A 22369-nucleotide genomic window follows, 5' to 3' on the forward strand; every position below is an offset into this window, starting at 1 on the left:
AAATTCGTTAAGTGAGCAGCTCAAACCAAGTTAAGGTTCCGTCATCGATCGCTCTCTAAGGATCGGGTTATGTCCATAGTCGGTTTCAATTCTCCCCTCACTTAACGAATCGTTAAGTGAGAACCTCGAAAAATTCGTTAAGTGAGCAGCTCAAACCAAGTTAAGGTTCCGTCATCGATCGCTCTCTAAGGATCGGGTTGTGTACATGGTCGGTTTCAATTCTCCCCTCACTTAACGAATCGCTAAGTGAGAACCTCGAAAAATTCGTTAAGTGAGCAGCTCAAACCAAGTTAAGGTTCCGTCATCGATCGCTCTCTAAGGATCGGGTTGTGTCCATAGTCGGTTTCAATTCTCCCCTCACTTAACGAATCGTTAAGTGAGAACCTCAAAAAATTCGTTAAGTGAGCAGCTCAAACCAAGTTAAGGTTCCGTTAGGGTGGGCTGTTCTCGATACTTTCTAACATTCGTTTGATAGCCCCATCGATGGTTGCCGTACCAATGCGATTTCGGTATCCTAACAGCCGTTCCCAAGTAGCCTGTTCAACCCTGACATACCACTCACAGCCGTTACCCACCCTGTAATTCAGCCCTTCCTTGACTTGAAATTTAGCGGCCACATCGATGGTTTTTGGGGAAAGGAAGTCCGAACCTAACATTTCTCTGTTGCCATCGTCGAAAAGGATGATGGCCGCGTAGGGATTGGGCAACGCGGTTATTTCCCCCGTCTGTCCTTTTCTGGGATGCTCACCGGTAACGGTGACAGAATTTCCCACGGTCAACCGAGTAGATTTAACTGACCCATCTTCACTTAACGATTTTTCCGTTAGGGTTTGATCCTCACTTAACGATTTTTCCGTTAACGTCCCGTCTTCTTTTTCACTTAACGATTTTCGATGCCGACCGATGTTAGTGGTGTCCATGGTCGAGACAGTCCCGTGTTTGGTCTGATAAATTCTTTGTCTCTCACTTAACGATTCGTTAAGTGAGAGACGCAAACGATTGACCAGATCGGCGGAAACAAAACATAATTTGGCAATACGGTTGTTACTATAGCGCGACCATTCCCCGTCCTGCAAGAGCATCAACACTGCCCGCCGTTTATCGGTATGGCTGCGTCTGAGACCGTGATGGGCATTCGCCCCGACCGAGTAGAGGATCGCATTGCGTCTGGTTCCCCGACGGATATCGACGGCGATTGCAGGTAATTCCAAAGACTGGGCGGCCAAGAGCCGGTGAAACCCATCGGCTAACCAATAATCGCTGCCATCCCAGAACACCAACACGGGGGGAAAACGATCGCCGGAACGCATATCCTCGGCATATTCAGCGACGGTGAGTTGATTGATCGTCGCTCTCGGTTGTGTACCGCCGTCGGTACGGATCAGAGCGATGGTCAAATATTCGGGCGCAGGGTCTTCCCGATCGGATTTCGTTAAGTGAGGTTCGGGGATTAGATCGCAGGACAGAAAAAACTCGCAGTGAAATAGCCGGTTGTCGGTGGTGAGAATCCAGCCGTTCCCCTTAAACTCTCTGACCTCGAAGGTTTTGCCGGCGGCTTCGGGATGGTTCCCATTTATGGTAACGGTGTCACCAACCTTCAAATCGCACAAGAACGGCTCGTCCTTTAACCTGTTGGGTCGTTCGGGAACGGGAACGGAAGCGTACCAATCAACCCAAACGACCGGCAAACCCACCGACGGGAGAGACAACTGGGCGATAACCCCCAACCGTTTGCCGTCGGTAACGGCTTGACCCACCGTTAAATTCAGGTAAGCCCGAAGATCGTCCCTGAGATCACTCAGGTATTGCAGATCGGCCTTTTTTTTCCTCTTCTCCCCAGCGGTCTGAGTCAGTTCGGCCTCGATCCGCCGCAACCGTTCGCCTATTATCTCCTCTTCTTCATTTCTGGGAAGTTCCATAACAACCTCTCAAAATCTCAAAGAATTCCGCCATTTGTTGGGGACTGGCAGCTGTATCGTATTCCCCCGCCGCCACCTTGCGCCACGCTATCAGTTGACCGTCTGGAAGGAAAACCTTGGGTTCTCGAAATTGGTCGAGGGGTAGATATTCGGGCGATCGCTCCTGGACAGAACCTTCGATAATCGCCTGCTCGTACCACTGCAAAAATTCTCGGTTCAAGGGATTTTTTAAAGACTTCTCTTTCTCCTGTCTCGGAACCTGATATAAAAACACTCCGCGTGGATTATTGATCGTCTCCCAGGTCTCCTCAATATGCCTGATCGCACCCCAAACCTGAGATATATCGTGATCCTCGATCACCTTACACACCCTTTCATCGAGAGAAATCCCCAATTGTTGCAACTTAACCCTGACCGAATCGGGAATAACTTGCCGAGAAATTTCCTCTTCTTGCCAACTTCTCACCGAAAGGTTTTTATCGATCACCATCTCTTCCAAAACGGCCGATAACTTACCGAAATTTCCTTGCTCCTCTTCAGAGTTTTCAATACATTTATTCTTTATCCCCCCAACGGTCTGGGATGTCTGAATAATCTGAATAGTCTGAGGCTCGGTAGAATCCTTATCTGACAAGGGTTTTGACTCGACAATCGGATCATTTTGTCTGATTGCTGACATTTGGATCATTTTGTCGTCAACGGGATCTTTTTGTCCGCAACGGGATCTTTTTGTCCGTTTTTGGATCATTTTGTCCGAGGCAAAATTTTTTCCCTTGCCGTTGTTGGTGGTGTTTTTGGCCTTCCATTTATCTATGGCAAAATCGAAGAGATCGGCATCCTGTAGCCGTTGTGCCGCTCTCTGGATGGTACGCGGATTTACTCCCAGTTCCACGGCGATCTCTGCGGGTGAGGGGATTTCGACAAAACGATCACCGTAAGGATCGCGGGAGTAGAGATACAGCCATAAATCGTATTGGGTTCCAGACAATTTCAGGGAACGAACATAATTAATTAGCTCGAACGGGATCTGAACAAAGCTTGTTTGTGTCATAATAGAAGTAATTGAGTGTTTCCCCGCTCTAGTCAGTGCGGGGTTGTTTTTTAGGGACTTTTTTCTTATTTGTCCCTTAATCAGAACTTCAACTGTTCTTAATTTCGTTTCGGATAACCATATTTCCCCCCACCGTGCCATAATTGGAACTGCAAAGGTGTCTTGTCATTCGCTAACAATATAATTATAATATAATAAGTTCACTGTAGGTAGAAAAAATAATTTATGTTTCAAGAAGCCCTAGACAAGACATTGAGATATCGGGGCATCGCCGGAAAACAAATCGCAGAACGTACCGGGATTAGTCCTAGCTATGTGTCCGAGATTCGCTCCGGTAAAAGAAATCCTTCGTTGGAGATGTTTGAACGATTACTGGACGCAGCCGAGGAGATCGCACCGGGCAGCCGAGAATACTTTGCGGGCTGTCTTACCGGAGGAACCCTAAAGGTTAGCGTCGATTACTTAGCCGCCAACTTGGAAGATGAAGAGTTGGCTGATTTGGTGCTTGCCCGGAGCAAGTACCTGAAAGGATTGGCGCAAAAAAAAGCCGCCGACCCCATCGAATCCTTAACCCTTGAGTCGGTCTAAAAAAATAAAAACAACCAGTACAAAACTATCCCCTAGTAAACTCTTCGGTTCTTTACTAGGGGATAAGTTGTATTGAAAATCTCGATCCCCCCGTCTAACCCTCTAAATATTTCTGGGGTCAGACGAAGAAATAGTCGGCATAAAGCAACCGAGCCGAAACACTGGACTCGATCATCCAAAGCTAAGAAACCTTCCGCACCAGTTCAAACTCACCGCGGGCTAACCGTTCCAACATTTCCGACACGGATAGGTTGTACTGTTCCGCAATCGCCTGAACTTCTTCCCAGCCAGCCTGAGTCACGCTTAGATTGCGGCGTTTCTTCGGCCCTTCATAAGTCAGAGGCCTACCGTCCGGATTCGGTGGATTTTCCTTCCTGCCCTTGTATTTCCCTCTAGTTTCCATTGAACAACCCTTTAACTTCTCTACACTATTTTACCCAATATAGCAACAGAAAATTCCCTTAAGGGATAGTTTTTTTAATTATATACATATACAATTAAAACATATACTTTTTAGTGCGATTGCGGGGGCGTAAATCAACAGAGGACTGAGTAGGAAGTCTTTTAAACCGAAATGAGGTTAAGAGCAATTGATATCCACATTAAGGGAATTTTGAGACGTCACCTACCTAGAAAACAAGCCCCAACTCTTTTCGGGTTATGGGGCAAATTCACGAAAAGTACATCGCTTTCCATAGAAAGTATATACCTTCGCACAAAAACTATAACTATTATGATACAAAACAAGATAGAAGGCAAGTTCTATGCGCTAAAACCAGAAGAGTGGCTCGAAGTCACCAAAGAATTGAGATACGCGGAAGTTCGAGTTCTCTACTATCTGAGAACGATCGATCCGTTCGGCGGTCGCGATCTGCGCGTCAAGGTAACGGATGTGGCAACCGCCACGGGACTCCAAAAAGGCACGGTTTCCAAAGCCCTGAAAGTTCTTAGCGATAAAGGTTACATCGATCTAGAAATCACTGAAGCACTGGTCAAGCTGCAAACGTTTCCTAAAGGAGATCAGGTCTCCCGCGACGGGGAAGAGTTTCCTGTAGGAAACTGTGTTTCCTCTGATGCGGAAAAGTTTCCTGTAGGAAACACGGTTTCCTCTGATGCGGGAGAGTTTCCTACAGTACCATCAAGTTTCCTACAGGAAACACCCTCGCACTGTGGGAAACATCCTCGCACTGTAGGAAACGATCCCGTCCCAGAACCCAGTCAGGGCAAGGAATCCAGCACCTCTAAGATTATTAAGACTTATTCAGACTTTAAAAAGACTCTCTCAGAAGACGAGCGAGAGAGATTTTTTTATTTTGTGAGGAAGGAAACTGGGAAACTTCCCAATCCGATCATCGATATAGAAGCATGGTTGGCTGGCAAGAATGGGGCTGGCCTGAACCGGTGGGAAGTTTATCACGAGCTTTTCGAGAAATCGGAGGGACGAACGAACGGACAAAAAACGGGGAAAGAACAGAAACCCAGGAAGCTCTCCTTTTCAGAGCGCAACGAAACGAAGCGATTGGCCAGATTAGCAGGCGAGAAATGGATCGACCCGTGGGGTCTAGAAAGTGATGTATGATCCTGCGTTGCCCCCCCAAAATATCGAGGCCGAGGAATCTATTTTAGGGGGAATTCTCCTCGACCCCAAGGCCATGGGACGGCTCGTCGATTTTCTACTCGCCGATGCCTTTTACGTTCGTTCCCATCAAGAAATCTACCGAGCGGCGGTTTCTCTTCACGGTAAGGGAAAGCCCACAGACTTGATGACGGTTTCCAGTTGGCTGCAGGATCACCAGCTTCTCGACGAGGTGGGAGGGATTCCCCGGTTGCTACAGCTAATCGAGCGCACGGTATCGGCCGCCAACATCGATCGCTATGCCGAGTTGGTGATGGATAAGTATGTCCGTCGTCAGTTGATCGGAGTCGGAGGTGAGGTCATCGAGTTGGCCCGCGACACGATGCGGGAGTTGGACCAGGTACTGGACGGAGCGGAGCAGGGAGTATTTCGGGTATCGAACCGGAGACGAACGACGCGAACGCTTCCCAATAGCGAGGTAGCGAGTGCCGCCTTCACGGAATTGGAGAAAAATAACCCGATTTACCCGACGGGCTTACGCGAGTTGGACGATCTGATTGTCGGTTTCGAGCCTGGAACGTTGACCCTGCTCGCGGGGCGACCGTCGATGGGCAAGTCCCAAGCCGCCTTATTTTTCGCCTTACAGATGCTCGCTCGACGGATACCGGTAGTTTTTTTCTCGCTAGAGATGACCGCCCAACAGCTAGAGTACCGTCTGTGGAGTTTGTTGAGCGTTCACCCCCACTATTGCGATTATGGGTTCTCTCCCCTCCGAAGCGGTCGGATCAGGCAACACCGCGCGGGACTGGCTCCACTCACTGAGCTAGAACGAGAAACGATCGTCGATGTGTTGAAAGTAGCCACCGAATTACCGCTTTATTTCAACGACGACCGGGGAACAACGGTCATGGGCATCGCCTCGGAATGCCGCCGTCTCATCGGCGAGAAAAAGCAACCCGGTTTGGTGGTGGTGGACTACCTTCAGATGATGGCCGACGATTCTCCCAACGGCAACCGCAGTTACGAGTTGGGCAACGTCGCTAGGGGACTCTACAAGATGGCGGGCGATTTAAACGTGCCGATTCTGGCACTCTCCCAGATATCCCGGGCGGTAGAGGGACGCAACAATAAACGCCCGCTCATGGCCGATCTCAGTCAATCGGGAATTCTGGAGATGGTTTCCGATAACGTTGTCCTCCTCTATCGCGATGAATATTACAACCCCGATAGTGCTGATCGCGATGTGCTGGAATTGATCGTCGGTAAGGCCCGTCACGGCCTGACGGGAACGGCACGCTGTCTATTCGATAAGTCCTACGGATTGTTGACGGAATTGCCCGGAGGGAACCATGGCAATTGAAGCGGGTGTGTCGATCGTTATCGTCGGGGAACATCCCGATAACGGTAAGTTCTACACAATCGGTGAGGTTCGCCAAGATGGTTGGATACTGACCACCGATAACCATCTGTTTCACCAGCAGTTTTTTGAGGTCTATTCCCCTCTCGAACCGAGACCGAGAGCTTCCAAGATACAAAAAACCCGGGCGAAGCGTTCGACAACCCCTAATTCTTTCTTAGGGGAAAATTTAGGAGATCACACATCTGAGATTTCCCCTAAGAAAAAAACGGTCAACCCCGTCACATCTTCAGAGATTTTCTTAGGGGAAAATTTAGGAGATCACACATCTGAGATTTCCCCTAAGAAAAATCCGAGTGGTTCCCTTTATGCCTTTAACCAAGAGAAGAAGGATCGGTACGGTAACGTGAAAACTTATCCAAAGGTTGAGGGCGCTCGTTCCACTGGCAATCCCGATCATTGGTTTTGGGCATACTGTTGGGACGAGAAGGTTAACGGCAGATGGAAAACCTTCAAACGGTCAGTCCCCCGTGAGAAGCTGTCAAAGGTGCGAATGGCGATCGATGCTAATCAACCCGTTTCAGAAATCCTGAAAATCATCGGTTGAGTTTCCGCACAACGACCGCCAGTCCCCGCATCCTCTACCTTGATTCTCTCTAAAATATCTTTACTAGGGGATACAAATGTATCTTTAACCAGTACAAAATTATCCCCTAGTAAAGAGGAAACCGAGAATAAACGTCCGCGCCGTCGTAGGGGGGAGGGTTCAGGGTATTTGATCACCACTTATTCTCATCAGGCGAAGTACGGGCGCAAATATCTCCAGACTTTCTATCAAGTCGAATTCGGTAAGCGCAAGTGATCGATCTACCTTGCATCTGAAAAGGTGGATCGGATTCGAGAACTCGATCGCATGGGCAGACCGATCGACGGGATACTGGAAGCGATCGATTCCCCCAAAGCGCGGGAGGTTCTAGCGGAGTACAGGGATTTTCTTAAGAACAAATGAACTAAATACAGTTTTCTTTTAGAACCTATTTTCCCTGTCAAAATTCTCTACTAATCTGACGGTTACTGGAAATCTATGCCATTCTTCAACTGTAAAACCCTCGGAAGTTTCTTCTGGAAATCTGACAGACATTTCTTCCCAAGCCGCTTCGGGACTTTCAGCTTCTATGTAATATCCTTGTCTGACCGTCAGATCGTCGTGGCCGAGGCATTCATGCTTATAGAGAGAATTGCGCGTACATCTATACTCTTTCATGACATTTTTTCTTTTAAAAAGCTATTGGATACTCGATGGACGGCTTCCATCCTTTTCCCGTTCCAACTCCTAAGAGTCTCTGTACTTCATTATAATTGTTCTGGAGAAATCGCTGTCTGCCCATCTTGTTGGTTCCCGTTTGGGTGATTAGAGTTTCCCTTAAAGGATGATGACTATCGATCAGGAACTCATTGCGAACTTGCAAGCGTTCTAGATATTTAAGATTTGGCAAGCGATCGAATTTACCATTTTCCCCCCGATTACATTTGTGACAGGAAAGAACGAGATTCCAGACTCCATCTATACCCTCGATATAATCGTTGAGAGAACGGGGAAAAAAATGATCAACATCAGCTAGGTTATCCGAGTTATCGACTATCGACACGGGTGCAAAACAATAAAAACATTTTCCCTTCTGATAACCGTCAATGGCGTGACGACAAGAAGTAATATTGATTCTTCTTTTTGATGAAGAATCAATATTATAATTACCTAATGTAAATAATTTTCCATCTAAGGGATCATGTTCGATAATCCTGCGATTAACACTTAATAGCCAAGAGGTTTCTACCAACCGCCACCTAGCTTCTACCTCTCGTTCTAAATTACCTAACTCTTGTTTTTCTACTAATTTTAATAAATCGTCAGTTAAAATAATCCGCTTTTTTATTTTCCATTGACTTCGATCGAAGAAAGGCTGATTAATTTCTCCTGTGGGCAAATTATGAAAGGCATCGATGACATTCTCGAATCCCAGTCTTACCGTCGCATCGATTAGTAAAGCCTGATCGATTTGCCCTAGATTGAATTGGCGGCAAATATCCAAAAATTGACTGGAACGAGAAGTGGTTTGTTTATCGCTGATCTGCAAGTGCCTTACTATCTGCATCCCATAAGGAATAGCTAAATTCTCTAATTTTATTTCTGTTTTTCCTTCCCGCGCTATCTCTAATAATGCTTTGGCTAGAGCGAATTTATAGCAGGCTACATTACGCCCGAATAGAATAATCGCCCGCCAGTAGTCTTCGCTCGTCGGATTGATTTCCAGAAATTTCATTTTAATTCTTGCTTTTACTTCGTTTACGAAGTAAAATAATTAGTATAAAGCGATCATTGCTAACTTGCCACAAAGAACGATCGCCGTCCCTAGTAGAAAGGAACTAACATTATGAAAGCACAAATTTACATCAATCGTCATGTGGTCAACGCCAATAAGAAGGCGACTAACGAAAAGGGCGTAATCGTGGATAATGCGGCGATCGCTATTCGTACCTATCTCGGCTCCGTGTATGCGAAGGAAGTTGAATTTACTAAGGGGGGAAAACTGATACAAGATGCCAGCAATGCCCGCTGTTCGGGTGCGACGATCTGGATAGAAGCCGAATTTGAAAGCCTTCTCATCAATGGTCTGAAGGCTGACCGAGCGATGTTGGATTAAATTTTTATAGGGGCAGCGGGGAGTTTTTCTTAACGTTTAATCGCTATTCCTTAAACAATCAGGAGGAAAAAATGTACGAGTTTGCTTATTGTTTCTGCATCAATGGCCGGGTGCAATGGTCGGCAGAAACGGCTCAAAGTCTGGAGCGCCGACTGGAAGGAACGTTAGAGGAGCATGACTTCTTGCAGGTGGTGGAGTTTATTGAAACCGCACGACCAGGAGAGTTTATCACCATGAACGACGGCACGCTGATTTTGCGAAGTTCTTCCCCGTTGATCGCCCCGTCCCGTTCCCCGTTCCCTGCTCGATCTTCTTGACGAGGTAGGATTGCTAGAGGCAGAAAGTGGAATTCAACAAGGGTGGTGTACACTAAGCCATGAGAACGAAAGGAACCCGACGAATTACTAGCTAAGGAAGAAACGAAGCGAGACTAAACCTGTTTATGTATTGTCTATTACACAGAGGAAAATCGAATGTTACCGAAAGATTTCGAGCTTAAAAAAGGGGTTAAGGTATGGGCAGTAATTCCCCATGAAAATGAAAATTGTAGATGGGGAGTTATTGAATCAGTCGGGCGAAAGTATATAGTGGTTGATGGCAAAAAGTTTGATATTGAGACCCACCGTGAAATAGGAAGTAATTGGGAATGGGAATTATATCCTTCTCCAGAAGCCTACCAAAAAAAGCTTAGAGGTGATCACATCATCGAAGGACTCCAATCTTTATTGAGCCATTCTGATGTTACCCCCGAATGGTTCGGGGGGATAGACAAATTAATTGAAGCTTGCCAGATTATGGGGATTAATACTGACTATCCGTAATCGGATGTGAAGATAATAAAAAAATTGCAATGCCTACAAATAGTCGAGGATAACTTTATGGTTAAGCGAAGCAAACTGGATATACAACAAGAACGGCAAGAGACAATCATCGCCGCTCAAAACGAGTATTTCGGTAATATTACCAAAGGTGAGGCGATCGAGGTTTTCAAAGTTCTATCCGTACTCGCTCAATTCCCCGGTGCGAAACCACCGGAGCCTTTGACAGACCACGATGTGGTTTGGTCATCGACCCTTAGAGTTGGAGATCCGATTAATAAACAGATGTTTAGCGTTCAGGTGACGTATAAAGGGCTAATATTTTTTCTTTCCGCCAACGGTGATCGGGTATTGCAACTACCAGATAGTTCTTTTGTCTCTTTAGACAACTGGGATTTTCACGCAATACGAATTATGAATTCTGCACTTAAATCATATTAATACATTCGGGATAATTATGAAAAAATTCCAAGATTTGCGTAAAGTTCCAGTTCAGAATAAACCTTGCTCTACCTGTCCTTTTGATGGTATAGAAAGTAATTTTTCTGATATAGAAAACTATCATAAAAGCCTTTCCGGTTTAGAAGCACAACATCTGTGTCATACTGCTAAAAATAGAATGATTTGCCGAGGGGGAAGAAATATTCAACTGCCGATTCTATATTCTCTTGGATGGATAGACGAGCCGACGGATGAGGCATTTCTAAGGGCGACCTGTGAAGCACTCGAAAATCGTCAATTATGAAAATCGACAATATTCAGGATAATGCGGGGATTGTATGACAGATAAGTATAAACTGACAAAAAAGCTTTGGAATGAATCGAATTCTGAAATTATCCAAAGATCAAAGGCTAAATACGATAGAAAAAATCCGATATGGTCTTTCCGCATCACCCCTGAATTATTGGAATGGTTAAACCAAGAGCGGTGGAATGATGGTGATGGTAATCCCGAAACTAATTCCGCTTTAGTTATTCGCAAACTTAATAAGTTGATGAAACTTGAGAACGAAGGTTACTAATTTTTTAATTATGAACGAAATAGAGCGAGATTTTATCAAGAAGATCAACCAACTTACCCGCAAATCTAGTTTTTATCAACGCTTTAACGAGCGTCGTTATAGTCATGTTAAGGGCTATATCGACCACGATGACGTTATTTTCTTGATCGCCCGTTTACTGACGAGTTATCAGTGCTACGATGCCGATATTTTCGAGATGGATTTCACTCACCGCACTTCTTTGATTATTCTTGATCGAGCCTATCAAAAAGGGTTTGGTTCTTATTGGTTGAGCGAGTCTCTTTTTGATGCTTTCTGCAATAGTCAACTACCCAATACGGTCGGGCAGCTCAAACAGGTGATGCCCTGTGGAGTGTTATTATTACCACCGAAGTTTAAAAATCCCGACGGGCAATCCCTGAAATGGCTCTGTTTTTTTCACCGTTTAGCCGATCAGACCATAGCACCGATCGAAATTATGGGCAGCCGGCTAGAAATCGGGGTGGCCGCCGAGGATACTCTTAGCTGGTTTACCGTTTTTGATGACGGTACTCAGTACGGCGTACATCGATGTTTAAAAGTCGATGAAAACCTTCAACTCGACTATCAAGATGAAAACGAGATGTTCATTGATCGAGACTTGGCTCTCACGGGACTCAATACCGTCGTGGAGACGGAAAAAGAATTTACTGATCGGGTCACGGATTTATTGGTTCAAACTCTTCTTTACCTACAGCAAAAGTCCGATTTCTCGGTCTCGTCAGCCCTATCCCCAATCAAAAACTCCGGCAAAAACCGCAAGTTGACTCCCCATATCATCGGTCGAGATTATCGCATCAGAAGCCAGTCCGATCCCGATGTCCCCACCGACCGTCAGTACCGCACCCATTGGCGCAGGGGTTTTTATCGGTGGCAACCCTACGGCTCCAGAGAACGACCCGATCGCAAACTAATCTGGATCGAGCCAGTTCTGGTTAATGGCTAAACTTTTGACTATTTCTGACCAGCAATCTGGCAATCTGGTTTTACAGAAAATCTGCTTGATCGATCCGAATAATTCTGGTTTTACAAAAAACTGGTTTTAAAGAAAACCAGCTTGCGGAGTCGATTCTGTTTATCTGGTTTTATGGCAATCTGGTTTTACAGAAAACCTTCTTACTAGATATGATTCTAATTTATCTGGTTTTATGGCAATCTGGTTTTACAGAAAACCTCCTTACTACCCACATTCCGCACCCTAGTCGTTGAAATCAAAAGTTGCTCTAGCCCTTGTATAGTAAGACTTTTAGCGATTACTAAGAATTATGAAGTGTCACACTCTAGTCAGCGATCGCCAGCTTAATGAGAGTCTATCTCAATAATTTAGTATCAGAACTATCAGATTTTTAGGGCTAATTGTGCATCTGCTGGGCAAACACATTAGCCTGTAATTCAGAGCCGGCAATCGTTTTGACGATTTAGATAAAATTTTCAATGTGACAGTTGAGGGTGCGGAATGTGGGTTACTAGATATGATTCTAATTTATCTGGTTTTATGGTAATCTGGTTTTATAAAAAGCCTTCTTACCAGATACAATCCTATCTATTTCTCTTCCGTCAAAGTGGTTTCAAACCTTGACTTGTCGTCGGCTGAAACGACGCAAATTCCTGAAAATTAATATACCTTTTGCGTGGTTTTACAGAAAACTCGCTCGATCCGAATGGAACCTTAATTCTGGTCTTGCGGCAATCTGGTTTTCTGTAAAACCAGTTCACGGAATCGATCCAAATGTGACTGCAATTCTGGTTTTAAGGTAATCTGGTTTTACAGAAAACCTGTTTCCAGGAACAAGGATGAAAAACAGAAAACCAAAAAACCAGAAAACCAGATGAAAATTATTACCGTTACTGGTTACAAAGGTGGTGTCGGTAAAAGCACCACCGCCGTGCATATCGCCACCTATTTCAGCGATCGAGGTCGGACGGTATTAGTTGATGGCGATCCGAACCGCACCGCTCTGGGTTGGGCGGAGAGGGGGGAGCTTCCCTTCACCGTTGCCGATGAGCGGCAGGCGATGAAGATTATCGGCGGGGCGGACTTCGTTATCATCGACACTCCCGCCCGTCCCCATTCCGACGATCTCAAAGAGTTGGCCAAGGGTTGCGAACTCCTGATCTTGCCCACCGCCCCCGATGTTCTCAGTCTGCAGCCGATGTTGGAAACGGCTAAAGATTTGGGAGACGCTAATTACCGCGCCCTGATCACGATCGTACCGCCGCCCCCAAATCGGGAAGGTGAAATACTACGTCAGGAATTAATCGAGGGCAGTATCCCTGTTTTCAAGTCGATGATTCGCAGAACCGTCGGCTATCAAAAAGCCGCTTTAGCGGGTGTTCCCATTCGCAATCTCGATGATGCTAGGTTAAGAGCGGCATGGAAGGATTACAAAGCTTTGGGAGAGGAAATCTTAGCCATATTGGAGGTTTTATGACGGCGGGCAGATACGGCGATTTAATTAAGAAAGCCAGAGAACCAGAAAACCAGAATACCGGTTTACCAGAAAGCCAGAATACCAACTTACCAAAAACCCAGAATACCGGTTTGCCAGAAAGTCAGACTTTTGGCAATCAAGAAAACCAGAATGAGCCGGAGGTAAACCTTTGTGTCAAGGTTCCCAAATCCTTGCGGCAACATTGGGCGGCGGAGGCCAAACGGCAGGGAACGACCATGACTGCGGTGATCATGGCAGCCCTTAGCGATCGATTTGGTAAACCAGATTAACAGAAAACCAGATAACCAGATAACTGGAAAATTTTCAGATGTTAGCTAAGGTAATATTAGTTAATAAAGTTGCTGTTTTTGTATGAAGTCGCTTTCCCTGATTGTTTCGGGTTCTATTGTTTGTCTAATGTCTATGCCAGCCAACGCTCAAAATCAGACGGATTATGAAGCTTTGTGTCGGAACCGGCAGTCTTACGGGTTTTCTCAAGAGGAGTGTGATCGTTGGATTAGAGAACAAAACCAGCGTTCTCCTACTAATTCTTCTGGCAATGGTCGATCAGCCGTCAATTCCGCTTTTATCGGGGAGAAAGTCTATAAACTGCGTTTGAGGGATGCCCCTACCGGCAACATTGGTCAGCAAAGCATTTTTTCTCCTGGTGATCTCGATCGGGAGGAGTGGGTAGTAGTTACTTTGATCAACAATCAGAGAGTCAAGGTACGTCATGCCACCAATGTAATGAACAAGTTTTGGGGAACCCGTAAGTGGTACGATCATCCCGCCACGGCTATTCGATTATGTGCGATCGACGGTTTTGATACTAGCGATTGTGTGACGGCTCAGGGGGACACGATCGATTTGCCGCAGGGAAAAACCATTCATGATGTTCAGATCGATTTTAAGTATGTGGAGGGCGGTTCCGTCTATACCCGCACAGTACAAATCGCACCAGGTACTTTACCCGATTGAACTCCAATGGAAATGGCTGTTGGTGACGGCGTTTTTCTCTGTAGCCAGCAAAGATACGGGGCATACCGATTCCGAACCAAAGATAGATGATAGGGTTGCTAATTTGTATGGGTTGACTGCTGAGGAAATGAAGACTATTAGGGGGGATTAATTATGACAGAAACTCCTTATCAAATAGTCATTGATACTAACGTAATCTTAGCCGGATTGCTCTCTAATAAAGGAGCATCCTATAAACTCTTAACCATACTCAATGACCAACGCTTTCAAATCAATGTATCTGCCACCCTAGTTTTTGAGTACGAAGAAATACTAAAAAGAGAACAACAACAAATAGATTTAAACAATGAAGACATAGATAACATTATTAATGGAATTTGCCATCTAGCCAACCATCACGAAATCTTTTATATTTGGCGACCATTAGCCAAAGACAAAAATGATGACTTTCTGATAGACTTAGCTTTCAAATGTCAAGCTAATTTTATAATCAGTTACAATCAAAGAGACCTAAAACCCATTGAAAAATTCGGCATTTTTATTTTAACACCCAAACAATTTTTACGATTACTAGGAGAAATAAAACCATGAAACTAAGCACCAATATTCCAGATGTTTTATATCAACAAATTGAAACCTTAGCCAATAAACAAAACATACCAGTAGAGCAACTGGTAACAATGGCTTTATCTGCCCAAATATCCTCTTGGATGACTAAAGATTATCTAGAAGAAAAAGCACAACAGGGAAGTTGGGAGAAGTTTCAACAAGCATTAGCTAAAGTTTCAGATGGGGAGCCAGAAGAATATGACAAAATGTAACACAATTCTTTTTTGGTAAATCTATAGAAAAATCCCAAGTTAAAGCTGAAATTGTTGCTGAATACTTTTGGGCTAAGGAGAAATTTTTATTCGTGGTTCGCTTAATTTTTTAAGGAAAGGTTTTTAAATTTTTCTGTAACTTTTGTCCTGTATTGTTTCTAGCGAATAACTGTAGGATGGTACTCGAAGGTAGCTCGCTGTTCGGTCGTTCGTTAAGAAAAATGACTGGAAGGGTGATACTTGGTCATGCGTTTGGTAGCATGGTGGGAGAAGAAATGTAACTGTTATGGGCAAACCACAAATCGCCGTCCGAATTCCCCCACCTCTCCTCGCCGAACTCAACCAGTACGTCGAGCGGGTTGGCACGTCCAAGACAGATGTGATCGTCAGTGCGATTGCTGCTTACTTGGGCTGTGCCGAGACTGTGCCGTTGAGTCAGCGGATGGCAGAGTTGGAGAGCAAGGTGGCGGAGTTGGAGTCTTTGGTTAAGACAAATTAAATCTAACGAAGTATAACAAGCAGTAAAATGTAGTAAAAATGTCCTATAATCTTGCCACTATCAGAAAATTAATTGAAAAGGGATTAACAAAGAATGAGTTTGAGGACTTACTCTTTGATAATTTTCGCTCTGTATCCGATGAAACTGATGGACAGGAATTGCCAGAGCGCAGACGTAAATTAGTCGATTATGCTGACAAACATCGCAAGATTCCTGAATTATTAAAAGCCATTCAGGAATATAATCCTACAGTGTATGAGGAGTTCGCTTCAGAATTTGAGAATCCTGACAAATCAGAGGCGAAGTTAGTCCCCAATGATCGAACAAATTTAAAACCGACCAATATAACTAACGACTCAGAAGTTAAAACCTGCGATATTTTAGTCCTTGCTGCTAATCCTATCGGTACGGATCTGCTGCAATTGGAGCAAGAAGCAGACCTGATTCGACAGCGACTGCAAGAAGGAGAAGCAGGAAAAAGCTTTGTAGTTAAAGTCGAAAGAGCTGTCCGAGTTGAAGACTTATCCAAATATTTGCTGCAATGCGAACCACTGATAGTCCACTTTAGCGGTCATGGCGATTCCAACGGTGACATTATTTTAAATAACGCTCAGGGGCAGGCTCAGGCAGTTTCTCCAGAAGCACTGGCTGAACTGCTGGCTATAGTTCGGGGACGGCTGGAATGTGTGATCCTCAATGCTTGCTTTTCCCTAGAAAAAGCCGATGCATTGGCAGGACAAGTTAGTTGTATAGTTGGCATGGATGCAGAAATTGACGATGAATCTGCCGTTAGATTTGCTGCGGGTTTCTATCGAGGCTTGGGATTTGGGAGAGGATATTACACCGCCTTTGAACTGGGGCGTAATGAAATTAAATTATTAAACTTACCAGATGGGACAGTCCCGCATTTCATTACTCGCGATACCTCGCTCCTGCAAGTAGAGACCGTAAAACCACGGGTGACTCGAACTTTCCCTACACAGCAAACCCAAGCTACTCTATATCCTCATTTCATTACTCGCGATACCTCGCTCCTGCAAGTAGAGACCGTAAAACCACGGGTGACTCGAACTTTCCCTACACAGCAAACCCAAGCTACTCTATATCCTCTCTGGTTTGGTACGAACCGCAAACTGATCGCTCCTCAAGATATATCCAAAGGGTTTTCAGGAAAGCGCGATCGCCAAATTCACTATGGCACTTGCCGAGTAACAGTGCCGAAGTCTCATAAAATTGGCGAGGTAGGATCTCCTTGGTGGAAATTTGTTTTAACTGACGATCGTCTCAAACTAGACCCTGAAAGCCTGAATCTTTTGGATGAAGCTGGTTTTTTTGCCAGCATCCAACAGGCTCTGCAAGCACAAGGGCTAGATGAGCATTCCGCGTTGGTATTCATTCATGGGTTTAATGTCAGCTTTAACGATGCAGCTTTACGAGCGGCGCAGATTGGGGTCGATCTGCAAGTACAAGGAATTATGGCTTTTTATAGCTGGCCTTCCAAAGGAAAGCTAGCTGGCTATACAGCAGATGAGGCAACTATCGAAGCGAGCGAGCAGTATATTGCCGAATTTTTGCTGAACTTAGCGCAAAAGAGCGGGGTGAAAAAAGTACATATTATCGCGCACAGTATGGGCAATCAAGGGTTGCTGAGGGCAATGCAGCGCATTTTAGCTCAAGTGCAAGCTGCCAGTGACATCTCGTTTGGACAAATTTTTCTGGCTGCACCTGATGTTGACCCCGATCTTTTTCAAGGATTGGCAGCAGCTTATCAAAACTTGGCAGAACGCACGACTTTGTATGTTTCTGCAAAAGATAAAGCCTTGGCAACATCGGGGATTATTCACGACTATCCCCGCATCGGATTTTTTCCGCCGATTACAGTTGTGGATGGCATAGACACAGTGGAAGTTTCTAATATTGATTTAACGCTGCTCGGCCACGGTTATTTTGCCGATGCTGAAAGATTGCTGCAAGATATCCATGAGTTATTGGCGCATAATACATCGCCAGAAAAACGGTTTGGACTGCGAAAAGCAGAGGTGGGAGAGCAAAAGTATTGGATGATTAGGAAGTAGGTAAATAGCCCATGAGTTACAATCTTGCCACCATCAGACAATTAATTGAAAAGGGATTAACAAAGAATGATTTTGAGGACTTACTCTTTGATAATTTTCGCTCTGTATCCGATGAAACTGATGGACAGGAATTGCCAGAGCGCAGACGTAAATTAGTCGATTATGCTGACAAACATCGGGAAATTCCCAAATTATTAGAAGCAATTAAAAAATGCAATCCCACGGTCTATCAAGAGTTTGACGGTCAATTGACTGAACCAGAGCCAGGAAATGATGAGACAGGCTCTAGCCAGCCTAGCTCTTCACTCAGTAGCCCTCTAAAGGAGTTAATCCAGGTTTTGACTCCCATTGATTTCAACACTACAGTTGTCAAAGCTTATCGAGATTCATTACCAGAACTTCGTCGCCGCCCGACACCCGACAATCTAGAAGCTCTGGTGCGGCTAATAGCAGATATACCTGGGCAGCCTGATGAGCTTAAACCTCTTTGGCGTTTTGTTAAATCCCTAATTCAAGATAAATCTTTAGATTCAGATTGCCAGAGAGCTATAGAAGCATGGGCAAAAGTTCAGAAAATACCCTTAGATTTAGCGACTGAGACTGTTCAGAGTAAATCAGAAACTGGAGAAACTTACCTGATGATAAAGGTGAAATTCCATCCTCCTGATAAGTACATAGTCAGTGCAGCGATCGTCGAAGATCCAGACCCTCTGAAGCTTGAGGTAAAAAGGAAGGAGACTAGCATTAATATTCCAATTCTACCCGATCCTAAATACTCACCTGGGTACTCTCAAGAGCAATTACCGCTTATATTAAGTGAGTTAATCGCTATTTGTGGAGGCAAATACAGTATCCCATTGACTGACCTCGTAGTGCAGTGGTTTTTACCGATTGAGCTGATGAGTTTGCCCATTGAGCATTGGCAAATTTCGATTGGTAGGCAGAAGCCATGTAATGGGGAAAGGTGTAAAGCAGTGATAGTGCGTTCTTCAGAACGCCATTTTTCATCAGATTATCAATCGGTCTTGGGTGAGTGGCAAGAGCATTGGAAGCACCTATTAGATCGCATAAATTTACAGTCAAATAAGGCTCTAGAGCCTTTAGATCCAATGACTGGAAAAGCAAAAATTGAATGGAGCCAAACTAATGCGGTTGGCTGTACATTTATTGAACACGATGATCTCCAACAGCAGATAGAATTTTGGGATAATTTACTGGGTCAAGGCTTGCCAATCGCACTTTGGAGCCGTCAGCCAGTAACAAACAAGCGGAAGACTAAAAGGATAATGAAATCCGTGACAGAGTCCTCTCTTGCCGCGTTACAAATTTCATTGACTAAGCAGCGTATAAATGCTCTGCCTAACACATCTGCCACGACAATCACCAGTCAACCTGCGGCACAGTTAGCTTTGCTGTGGGATAATCCGTTCCGCCGATTTCCTGATATTCAATATGAGAGTCACTAGTTATGACAACATCTAACTCAGCAAACTGGAAAATCTATCAGGGAGATGGTAAACCCCGTAAATCCGATGCCCCCCTAAAGTTGCCTGATGCTCCCCCTTGGCGGCAGTTTCAGAATGATGTGGCTAAGCAACAGCAGATCAAGGGAGAAAAATTTAAGCCGCCTGCGGAAGCGATCGAAATGGTAAATGCGGCGCTGAGTTTGCGGCGACCGTTGTTGATTACGGGAAATCCTGGAACGGGAAAATCTTCACTGGCTTATGCTGTAGCGCTGGAATTGGGATTGGGCAGCGTTTTGAAGTGGTCGATTACGACCCGTAGCACGCTCAAAGATGGATTGTATAGCTATGACGCGATCGCGCGTCTCCAAGATGCCCAAGCAAGTCAACAAGATAATCGCCAGGAGACGGGTAATTACATCACATTAAACGCTTTGGGCGCGGCTTTTTTGCCTAGGGATTTGCCCAGAGTATTGCTGATCGATGAAATTGATAAAAGCGATATTGACTTGCCCAATGATTTGCTCAATCTGCTTGAGGATGGTGATTTTCCCATTCCAGAATTGCAGCGACTAGAACTATCTCCCGTAGATGTGCGAACAATCGAGCGCGACGAGAGTAACAAGCAAATTAAAGTCCCCATTGAAAATGGAGTGGTTCGTTGTCGAGCTTTTCCGCTAGTGATTATGACTAGTAATGGCGAGCGAGATTTTCCGCCACCTTTTTTGCGTCGATGTTTGCGGCTCAAAATGCCAAATCCCAGTCCCCAAGAACTACAAGGGATTGTTGAAAAGCATTTGGGCAAACCTACTGCTCAACAATCAAATGAATTAATTATGTGGTTTTGCAAACAAATTGATGCGGGCGGAACCTTGGCAACCGACCAATTGCTCAATGCGATTCATATCCGAACACAGGAGAAAACCAGATATAATCAACCTCCTCAGGAAAAAGAAAGCCTTGATGATTTATCAAAATTGACATTAGCTGAGTTAGAGAAGCGACTAAAATTAACTGCGTCAGAAAAGCGATTGCTAAAGGACTTGAGCAGTCCAGAGGATGTATGACTTTGCCATCAGAATCCGCATATCCCATCGCTGATTTCAACAAGATGCTAAGCGATGCCAAGATCGATCTCAGTCCTATCGAACTGGCTGAAATTCTGTGGCTGGCAGTGCAGCGTACTGAGGGGAGAGCAATAGAGGGGCTGGGACTGCCGATCAATTTGCCTGAAGAAACTCCAAATGATTTATTTTCAACTCCATCATCCAAAGTTCATTCAGAACCAGAGACGAAAGCGGATGGTGAGAAAGCGGATATAGTTCTGGAGTCACCTAAGTCCCAAGGGGATACTCAAAAAGCGACAACACCCATACCTGTCAAGATTCCAGAAGCCGTTGCCCTGAGAAATCGGAGAGAAATCTCCAAAGCGTTACGTCCCTTGATGCGGAAAGTACCCTCCAGAATTCGACAGGCGATCGCGGAAGAAGAAACAGCAATTCGGATTGCTGAAGCTCAAATCTGGAGTCCTGTGGTGAAGCCAGAGCCAGAACGCTGGCTGGAGTTGGCAATTGTGATCGAAGTGACAAGTCTTTATGATGTGTGGCATGACACGATCGCTGAATTTCAGTATTTGATGGAACGGCATGGGGCTTTTCGAGATGTACGAACTTGGCAACTGCAAACATCGGGAAACACCAAACCGCAGCTATTTTTGCAGACGGCTACAGGTTTGAATAGGAAGCCCCGCAGTCCCAAAGAGTTGCTGGATGCTGGTAGGAGACGGCTGATTTTGTTTTTGAGTGATTGCACCTCTAGAGCATGGAGATCGGGCGAGATTTTCAAACTGCTGGAATTGTGGTCGCGGGAAAATCCGGTAACGATCGCGCAATTACTCCCAGAACGCCATTGGGATCGAAGTGCCTTGCGTTCGGGCAGTCTGGTGGCCTTGCGATCGCAATTATCTGGAGCATTGAGTCGAGAATGGGTTGCAGAAGGACTCTCCCCTCGGCGAAGGCAACGCTTGCGTGGTGGTCTAAAGTTGCCAGTTGTGACCATTCAGCCGCAGCCATTGGGCTGGTGGGCGCGAGCAACGGCTGCTGTGGGCGAGCAACAGACAACGGGGATTGTGTTGAGAGCAGATGCATTTCAGCTAGATAAACCTGCGGATGCGATGACAGAAACGCTGACGGCAAAGCAGTTAGTGGAAAGATTTCGGGGAACAGCTTCTGAGAAAGCACAAGAACTAGCGGATATGATGGCGGTGCTGCCAGTAAATTGGTCGGTGCTGCGACTGATCCAGAAAAATTTGGTACGGAAATCAGCAGATGCCCTTCAGGAAACTGCGGCACTCTACTTGGCGGAGATTTTTCTCAGTGGATTGCTCCGCCCTGTGTCGATAGCAGCAGAGCCAGACCAAAAACTTTCCACGACGCAGCAGTATGATTTTGTAGAAGGAGTGCGAAATGTATTGTTAGGTGCGATTCCGATTTCAGAGGCGCGGGAAGTGGGAGAAGAAATTGCGACAACAATTTTCAAGCAGTTGCCCGCAGAAGTACAAGACCGAGTGAATGCAGATATTACAAGGCGATGGGGTGAATCTCTGAGCTATTTTGAGGCATTTTTAATGCCAGATTTGCCCTGGGGCGAGGATGCCGCAGCGGAGATGCTGTCATTTGCACAGGTGACAGGGAATGTATTGAGACGATGGGGTGGGAAATATGCGGAATTGGCGGCAGAGCTAGAACAGAAACGTACTCCACCAGAGCCTGTAGTAATCAAAAACCGAATTAAAGACTATTTTATTAGTTGAGGACGAACAAAAGGTAATCGAAGACATAAGAGAGGTTTTATTATCCCAATATGGCATTACTGTTAGAGGTACTGATGATGTAAACAAGGTCATTGAACAGGCAGAATCAAGCGAAATCGATTTGATTTTAATTAATAGTATCTTACCTGGAAGTAGATATAACTGAACTTCCCCCATACATATATACCATAATAGCCCAAAACCCTTATCCATCAATGGATGTACCCCCTTAACTTTT

Annotated in this window: 28 protein-coding genes; 23 read left to right on the forward strand and 5 right to left on the reverse strand. The window is 45.2% G+C overall.

The window, feature by feature from the left end; genetic code table 11:
* Positions 1-431 precede the first annotated feature (431 nt).
* Both IQ242_RS01400 and IQ242_RS01405 read right to left on the reverse strand, forming a co-directional pair.
* Positions 432-1919 (reverse strand): ParB N-terminal domain-containing protein, encoded by a 1488-nt coding sequence (locus tag IQ242_RS01400; protein ID WP_193958768.1) that lies wholly within the window; start codon positions 1917-1919, stop codon positions 432-434.
* Positions 1900-2970, reverse strand: a complete 1071-nt coding sequence (locus IQ242_RS01405) for a MarR family transcriptional regulator (protein ID WP_193958769.1) — start codon at positions 2968-2970, stop codon at positions 1900-1902. Before IQ242_RS01405 ends, IQ242_RS01400 begins: the two co-directional genes overlap by 20 nt.
* Before the next feature lie 252 nt (positions 2971-3222).
* Between IQ242_RS01405 and IQ242_RS01410 the strand changes: the two genes are divergently transcribed.
* The 4 genes from IQ242_RS01410 (at position 3223) to IQ242_RS01425 (ending at position 7098) form a co-directional block, all read left to right on the forward strand.
* Positions 3223-3558 (forward strand): helix-turn-helix domain-containing protein, encoded by a 336-nt coding sequence (locus tag IQ242_RS01410; protein ID WP_172456283.1) that lies wholly within the window; start codon positions 3223-3225, stop codon positions 3556-3558.
* A gap of 733 nt (positions 3559-4291) precedes the next feature.
* A complete protein-coding gene (locus tag IQ242_RS01415; RefSeq protein WP_193958770.1) occupies positions 4292-5137 on the forward strand; it encodes a helix-turn-helix domain-containing protein in 846 nt (281 codons plus the stop codon).
* On the forward strand, positions 5130-6494 hold the full coding sequence (gene dnaB, locus IQ242_RS01420; RefSeq protein WP_193958771.1) for a replicative DNA helicase: 1365 nt from the start codon (positions 5130-5132) through the stop codon (positions 6492-6494). The genes IQ242_RS01415 and dnaB overlap by 8 nt, the downstream gene beginning before the upstream one ends.
* On the forward strand, positions 6484-7098 hold the full coding sequence (locus IQ242_RS01425) for a hypothetical protein (protein WP_193958772.1): 615 nt from the start codon (positions 6484-6486) through the stop codon (positions 7096-7098). Before dnaB ends, IQ242_RS01425 begins: the two co-directional genes overlap by 11 nt.
* Here the strand turns inward: IQ242_RS01425 and IQ242_RS01430 are convergent.
* Positions 7062-7277 carry a hypothetical protein gene (locus tag IQ242_RS01430; RefSeq protein ID WP_193958773.1) on the reverse strand — a complete coding sequence of 72 codons (216 nt, stop codon included), beginning with the start codon at positions 7275-7277 and terminating at the stop codon, positions 7062-7064. The two genes, IQ242_RS01425 and IQ242_RS01430, sit on opposite strands and share 37 nt — an antisense overlap.
* Positions 7278-7377: 100 nt before the next feature.
* Between IQ242_RS01430 and IQ242_RS26620 the strand changes: the two genes are divergently transcribed.
* Entirely contained in the window at positions 7378-7500 is a 123-nt protein-coding gene (locus tag IQ242_RS26620; RefSeq protein ID WP_255520586.1) for a hypothetical protein, read from the forward strand.
* Between the two features lie 18 nt (positions 7501-7518).
* Here IQ242_RS26620 and IQ242_RS01435 read toward each other — a convergent pair whose 3' ends face one another.
* Together IQ242_RS01435 and IQ242_RS01440 are read right to left on the reverse strand one after the other, a co-directional pair.
* A complete protein-coding gene (locus tag IQ242_RS01435) occupies positions 7519-7755 on the reverse strand; it encodes a hypothetical protein (RefSeq protein WP_193958774.1) in 237 nt (78 codons plus the stop codon).
* 13 nt (positions 7756-7768) lie between these two features.
* On the reverse strand, positions 7769-8812 hold the full coding sequence (locus IQ242_RS01440; RefSeq protein ID WP_193958775.1) for an HNH endonuclease domain-containing protein: 1044 nt from the start codon (positions 8810-8812) through the stop codon (positions 7769-7771).
* Positions 8813-8923: 111 nt separating this feature from the next.
* On the opposite strand from IQ242_RS01440, the gene IQ242_RS01445 reads away from it, so the two are divergent.
* The 18 genes from IQ242_RS01445 to IQ242_RS26965 all read left to right on the forward strand — a co-directional run bounded on the left by IQ242_RS01445 (position 8924) and on the right by IQ242_RS26965 (position 22297).
* Positions 8924-9193 (forward strand): hypothetical protein, encoded by a 270-nt coding sequence (locus IQ242_RS01445; RefSeq protein WP_193958776.1) that lies wholly within the window; start codon positions 8924-8926, stop codon positions 9191-9193.
* A 71-nt stretch (positions 9194-9264) separates the two neighbouring features.
* On the forward strand, positions 9265-9510 hold the full coding sequence (locus tag IQ242_RS01450) for a hypothetical protein (protein WP_193958777.1): 246 nt from the start codon (positions 9265-9267) through the stop codon (positions 9508-9510).
* Positions 9511-9666: 156 nt separating this feature from the next.
* Positions 9667-10014, forward strand: coding sequence for a hypothetical protein (locus IQ242_RS01455; protein ID WP_193958778.1), 348 nt, complete (start codon positions 9667-9669; stop codon positions 10012-10014).
* A 57-nt stretch (positions 10015-10071) separates the two neighbouring features.
* Positions 10072-10452: a hypothetical protein gene (locus tag IQ242_RS01460; protein WP_193958779.1), complete on the forward strand. Its 381-nt coding sequence runs from the start codon at positions 10072-10074 to the stop codon at positions 10450-10452.
* Positions 10453-10468: 16 nt separating this feature from the next.
* Entirely contained in the window at positions 10469-10756 is a 288-nt protein-coding gene (locus tag IQ242_RS01465) for a hypothetical protein (RefSeq protein ID WP_193958780.1), read from the forward strand.
* 34 nt (positions 10757-10790) lie between these two features.
* Positions 10791-11033 (forward strand): hypothetical protein, encoded by a 243-nt coding sequence (locus tag IQ242_RS01470; RefSeq protein ID WP_193958781.1) that lies wholly within the window; start codon positions 10791-10793, stop codon positions 11031-11033.
* Between the two features lie 10 nt (positions 11034-11043).
* Complete coding sequence (locus IQ242_RS01475) at positions 11044-11997, forward strand: hypothetical protein (RefSeq protein WP_193958782.1); 954 nt, start codon at positions 11044-11046, stop codon at positions 11995-11997.
* 883 nt (positions 11998-12880) lie between these two features.
* Positions 12881-13483 (forward strand): ParA family protein, encoded by a 603-nt coding sequence (locus IQ242_RS01480; RefSeq protein ID WP_159249870.1) that lies wholly within the window; start codon positions 12881-12883, stop codon positions 13481-13483.
* Positions 13480-13773, forward strand: a complete 294-nt coding sequence (locus IQ242_RS01485) for a hypothetical protein (protein ID WP_130757007.1) — start codon at positions 13480-13482, stop codon at positions 13771-13773. The genes IQ242_RS01480 and IQ242_RS01485 overlap by 4 nt, the downstream gene beginning before the upstream one ends.
* Before the next feature lie 133 nt (positions 13774-13906).
* A complete protein-coding gene (locus IQ242_RS01490) occupies positions 13907-14461 on the forward strand; it encodes a hypothetical protein (RefSeq protein WP_193958783.1) in 555 nt (184 codons plus the stop codon).
* Positions 14462-14614: 153 nt separating this feature from the next.
* Complete coding sequence (locus IQ242_RS01495; protein WP_045356647.1) at positions 14615-15052, forward strand: putative toxin-antitoxin system toxin component, PIN family; 438 nt, start codon at positions 14615-14617, stop codon at positions 15050-15052.
* Positions 15049-15282: a hypothetical protein gene (locus tag IQ242_RS01500; protein WP_024969288.1), complete on the forward strand. Its 234-nt coding sequence runs from the start codon at positions 15049-15051 to the stop codon at positions 15280-15282. Before IQ242_RS01495 ends, IQ242_RS01500 begins: the two co-directional genes overlap by 4 nt.
* Positions 15283-15568: 286 nt before the next feature.
* Positions 15569-15781: a DNA-binding domain-containing protein gene (locus tag IQ242_RS01505; RefSeq protein WP_193958784.1), complete on the forward strand. Its 213-nt coding sequence runs from the start codon at positions 15569-15571 to the stop codon at positions 15779-15781.
* A 38-nt stretch (positions 15782-15819) separates the two neighbouring features.
* Positions 15820-17856, forward strand: a complete 2037-nt coding sequence (locus IQ242_RS01510) for an alpha/beta hydrolase (protein ID WP_193958785.1) — start codon at positions 15820-15822, stop codon at positions 17854-17856.
* 11 nt (positions 17857-17867) lie between these two features.
* Positions 17868-19322 carry a hypothetical protein gene (locus tag IQ242_RS01515; protein ID WP_193958786.1) on the forward strand — a complete coding sequence of 485 codons (1455 nt, stop codon included), beginning with the start codon at positions 17868-17870 and terminating at the stop codon, positions 19320-19322.
* Between the two features lie 2 nt (positions 19323-19324).
* Positions 19325-20386, forward strand: coding sequence for a MoxR family ATPase (locus tag IQ242_RS01520; protein WP_193958787.1), 1062 nt, complete (start codon positions 19325-19327; stop codon positions 20384-20386).
* A gap of 2 nt (positions 20387-20388) precedes the next feature.
* Positions 20389-22131, forward strand: a complete 1743-nt coding sequence (locus IQ242_RS01525) for an SAV_2336 N-terminal domain-related protein (RefSeq protein WP_193958788.1) — start codon at positions 20389-20391, stop codon at positions 22129-22131.
* Positions 22132-22156: 25 nt separating this feature from the next.
* The gene (locus tag IQ242_RS26965) at positions 22157-22297 is read left to right on the forward strand and encodes a hypothetical protein (protein ID WP_370582935.1); all 141 of its coding nucleotides are present in this window, start codon (positions 22157-22159) and stop codon (positions 22295-22297) included.
* The last annotated feature ends 72 nt before the right edge of the window (positions 22298-22369 follow it).

It is taken from the genome of Microcystis sp. LEGE 08355 (assembly GCF_015207185.1).
GTDB classification, from domain to species: Bacteria; Cyanobacteriota; Cyanobacteriia; order Cyanobacteriales; family Microcystaceae; genus Microcystis; species Microcystis panniformis.

Excerpts from the sequence above, each read along its gene's own strand:
- IQ242_RS01515 (WP_193958786.1), top strand. The coding sequence starts at position 17,868 with ATGAGTTACAATCTTGCCACCATCAGACAATTAATTGAAAAGGGATTA.
- IQ242_RS01465 (WP_193958780.1), top strand. The coding sequence starts at position 10,469 with ATGAAAAAATTCCAAGATTTGCGTAAAGTTCCAGTTCAGAATAAACCT.
- IQ242_RS01445 (WP_193958776.1), top strand. The coding sequence starts at position 8,924 with ATGAAAGCACAAATTTACATCAATCGTCATGTGGTCAACGCCAATAAG.
- IQ242_RS01475 (WP_193958782.1), top strand. The coding sequence starts at position 11,044 with ATGAACGAAATAGAGCGAGATTTTATCAAGAAGATCAACCAACTTACC.
- IQ242_RS01415 (WP_193958770.1), top strand. The coding sequence starts at position 4,292 with ATGATACAAAACAAGATAGAAGGCAAGTTCTATGCGCTAAAACCAGAA.
- IQ242_RS01470 (WP_193958781.1), top strand. The coding sequence starts at position 10,791 with ATGACAGATAAGTATAAACTGACAAAAAAGCTTTGGAATGAATCGAAT.
- IQ242_RS01450 (WP_193958777.1), top strand. The coding sequence starts at position 9,265 with ATGTACGAGTTTGCTTATTGTTTCTGCATCAATGGCCGGGTGCAATGG.
- IQ242_RS01495 (WP_045356647.1), top strand. The coding sequence starts at position 14,615 with ATGACAGAAACTCCTTATCAAATAGTCATTGATACTAACGTAATCTTA.
- IQ242_RS01480 (WP_159249870.1), top strand. The coding sequence starts at position 12,881 with ATGAAAATTATTACCGTTACTGGTTACAAAGGTGGTGTCGGTAAAAGC.
- IQ242_RS01440 (WP_193958775.1), bottom strand. The coding sequence starts at position 8,812 with ATGAAATTTCTGGAAATCAATCCGACGAGCGAAGACTACTGGCGGGCG.
- IQ242_RS01460 (WP_193958779.1), top strand. The coding sequence starts at position 10,072 with ATGGTTAAGCGAAGCAAACTGGATATACAACAAGAACGGCAAGAGACA.
- IQ242_RS01455 (WP_193958778.1), top strand. The coding sequence starts at position 9,667 with ATGTTACCGAAAGATTTCGAGCTTAAAAAAGGGGTTAAGGTATGGGCA.
- IQ242_RS01400 (WP_193958768.1), bottom strand. The coding sequence starts at position 1,919 with ATGGAACTTCCCAGAAATGAAGAAGAGGAGATAATAGGCGAACGGTTG.
- dnaB (WP_193958771.1), top strand. The coding sequence starts at position 5,130 with ATGTATGATCCTGCGTTGCCCCCCCAAAATATCGAGGCCGAGGAATCT.
- IQ242_RS01490 (WP_193958783.1), top strand. The coding sequence starts at position 13,907 with ATGCCAGCCAACGCTCAAAATCAGACGGATTATGAAGCTTTGTGTCGG.
- IQ242_RS01425 (WP_193958772.1), top strand. The coding sequence starts at position 6,484 with ATGGCAATTGAAGCGGGTGTGTCGATCGTTATCGTCGGGGAACATCCC.
- IQ242_RS01485 (WP_130757007.1), top strand. The coding sequence starts at position 13,480 with ATGACGGCGGGCAGATACGGCGATTTAATTAAGAAAGCCAGAGAACCA.
- IQ242_RS01435 (WP_193958774.1), bottom strand. The coding sequence starts at position 7,755 with ATGAAAGAGTATAGATGTACGCGCAATTCTCTCTATAAGCATGAATGC.
- IQ242_RS01510 (WP_193958785.1), top strand. The coding sequence starts at position 15,820 with ATGTCCTATAATCTTGCCACTATCAGAAAATTAATTGAAAAGGGATTA.
- IQ242_RS01500 (WP_024969288.1), top strand. The coding sequence starts at position 15,049 with ATGAAACTAAGCACCAATATTCCAGATGTTTTATATCAACAAATTGAA.
- IQ242_RS01520 (WP_193958787.1), top strand. The coding sequence starts at position 19,325 with ATGACAACATCTAACTCAGCAAACTGGAAAATCTATCAGGGAGATGGT.
- IQ242_RS01405 (WP_193958769.1), bottom strand. The coding sequence starts at position 2,970 with ATGACACAAACAAGCTTTGTTCAGATCCCGTTCGAGCTAATTAATTAT.
- IQ242_RS01505 (WP_193958784.1), top strand. The coding sequence starts at position 15,569 with ATGGGCAAACCACAAATCGCCGTCCGAATTCCCCCACCTCTCCTCGCC.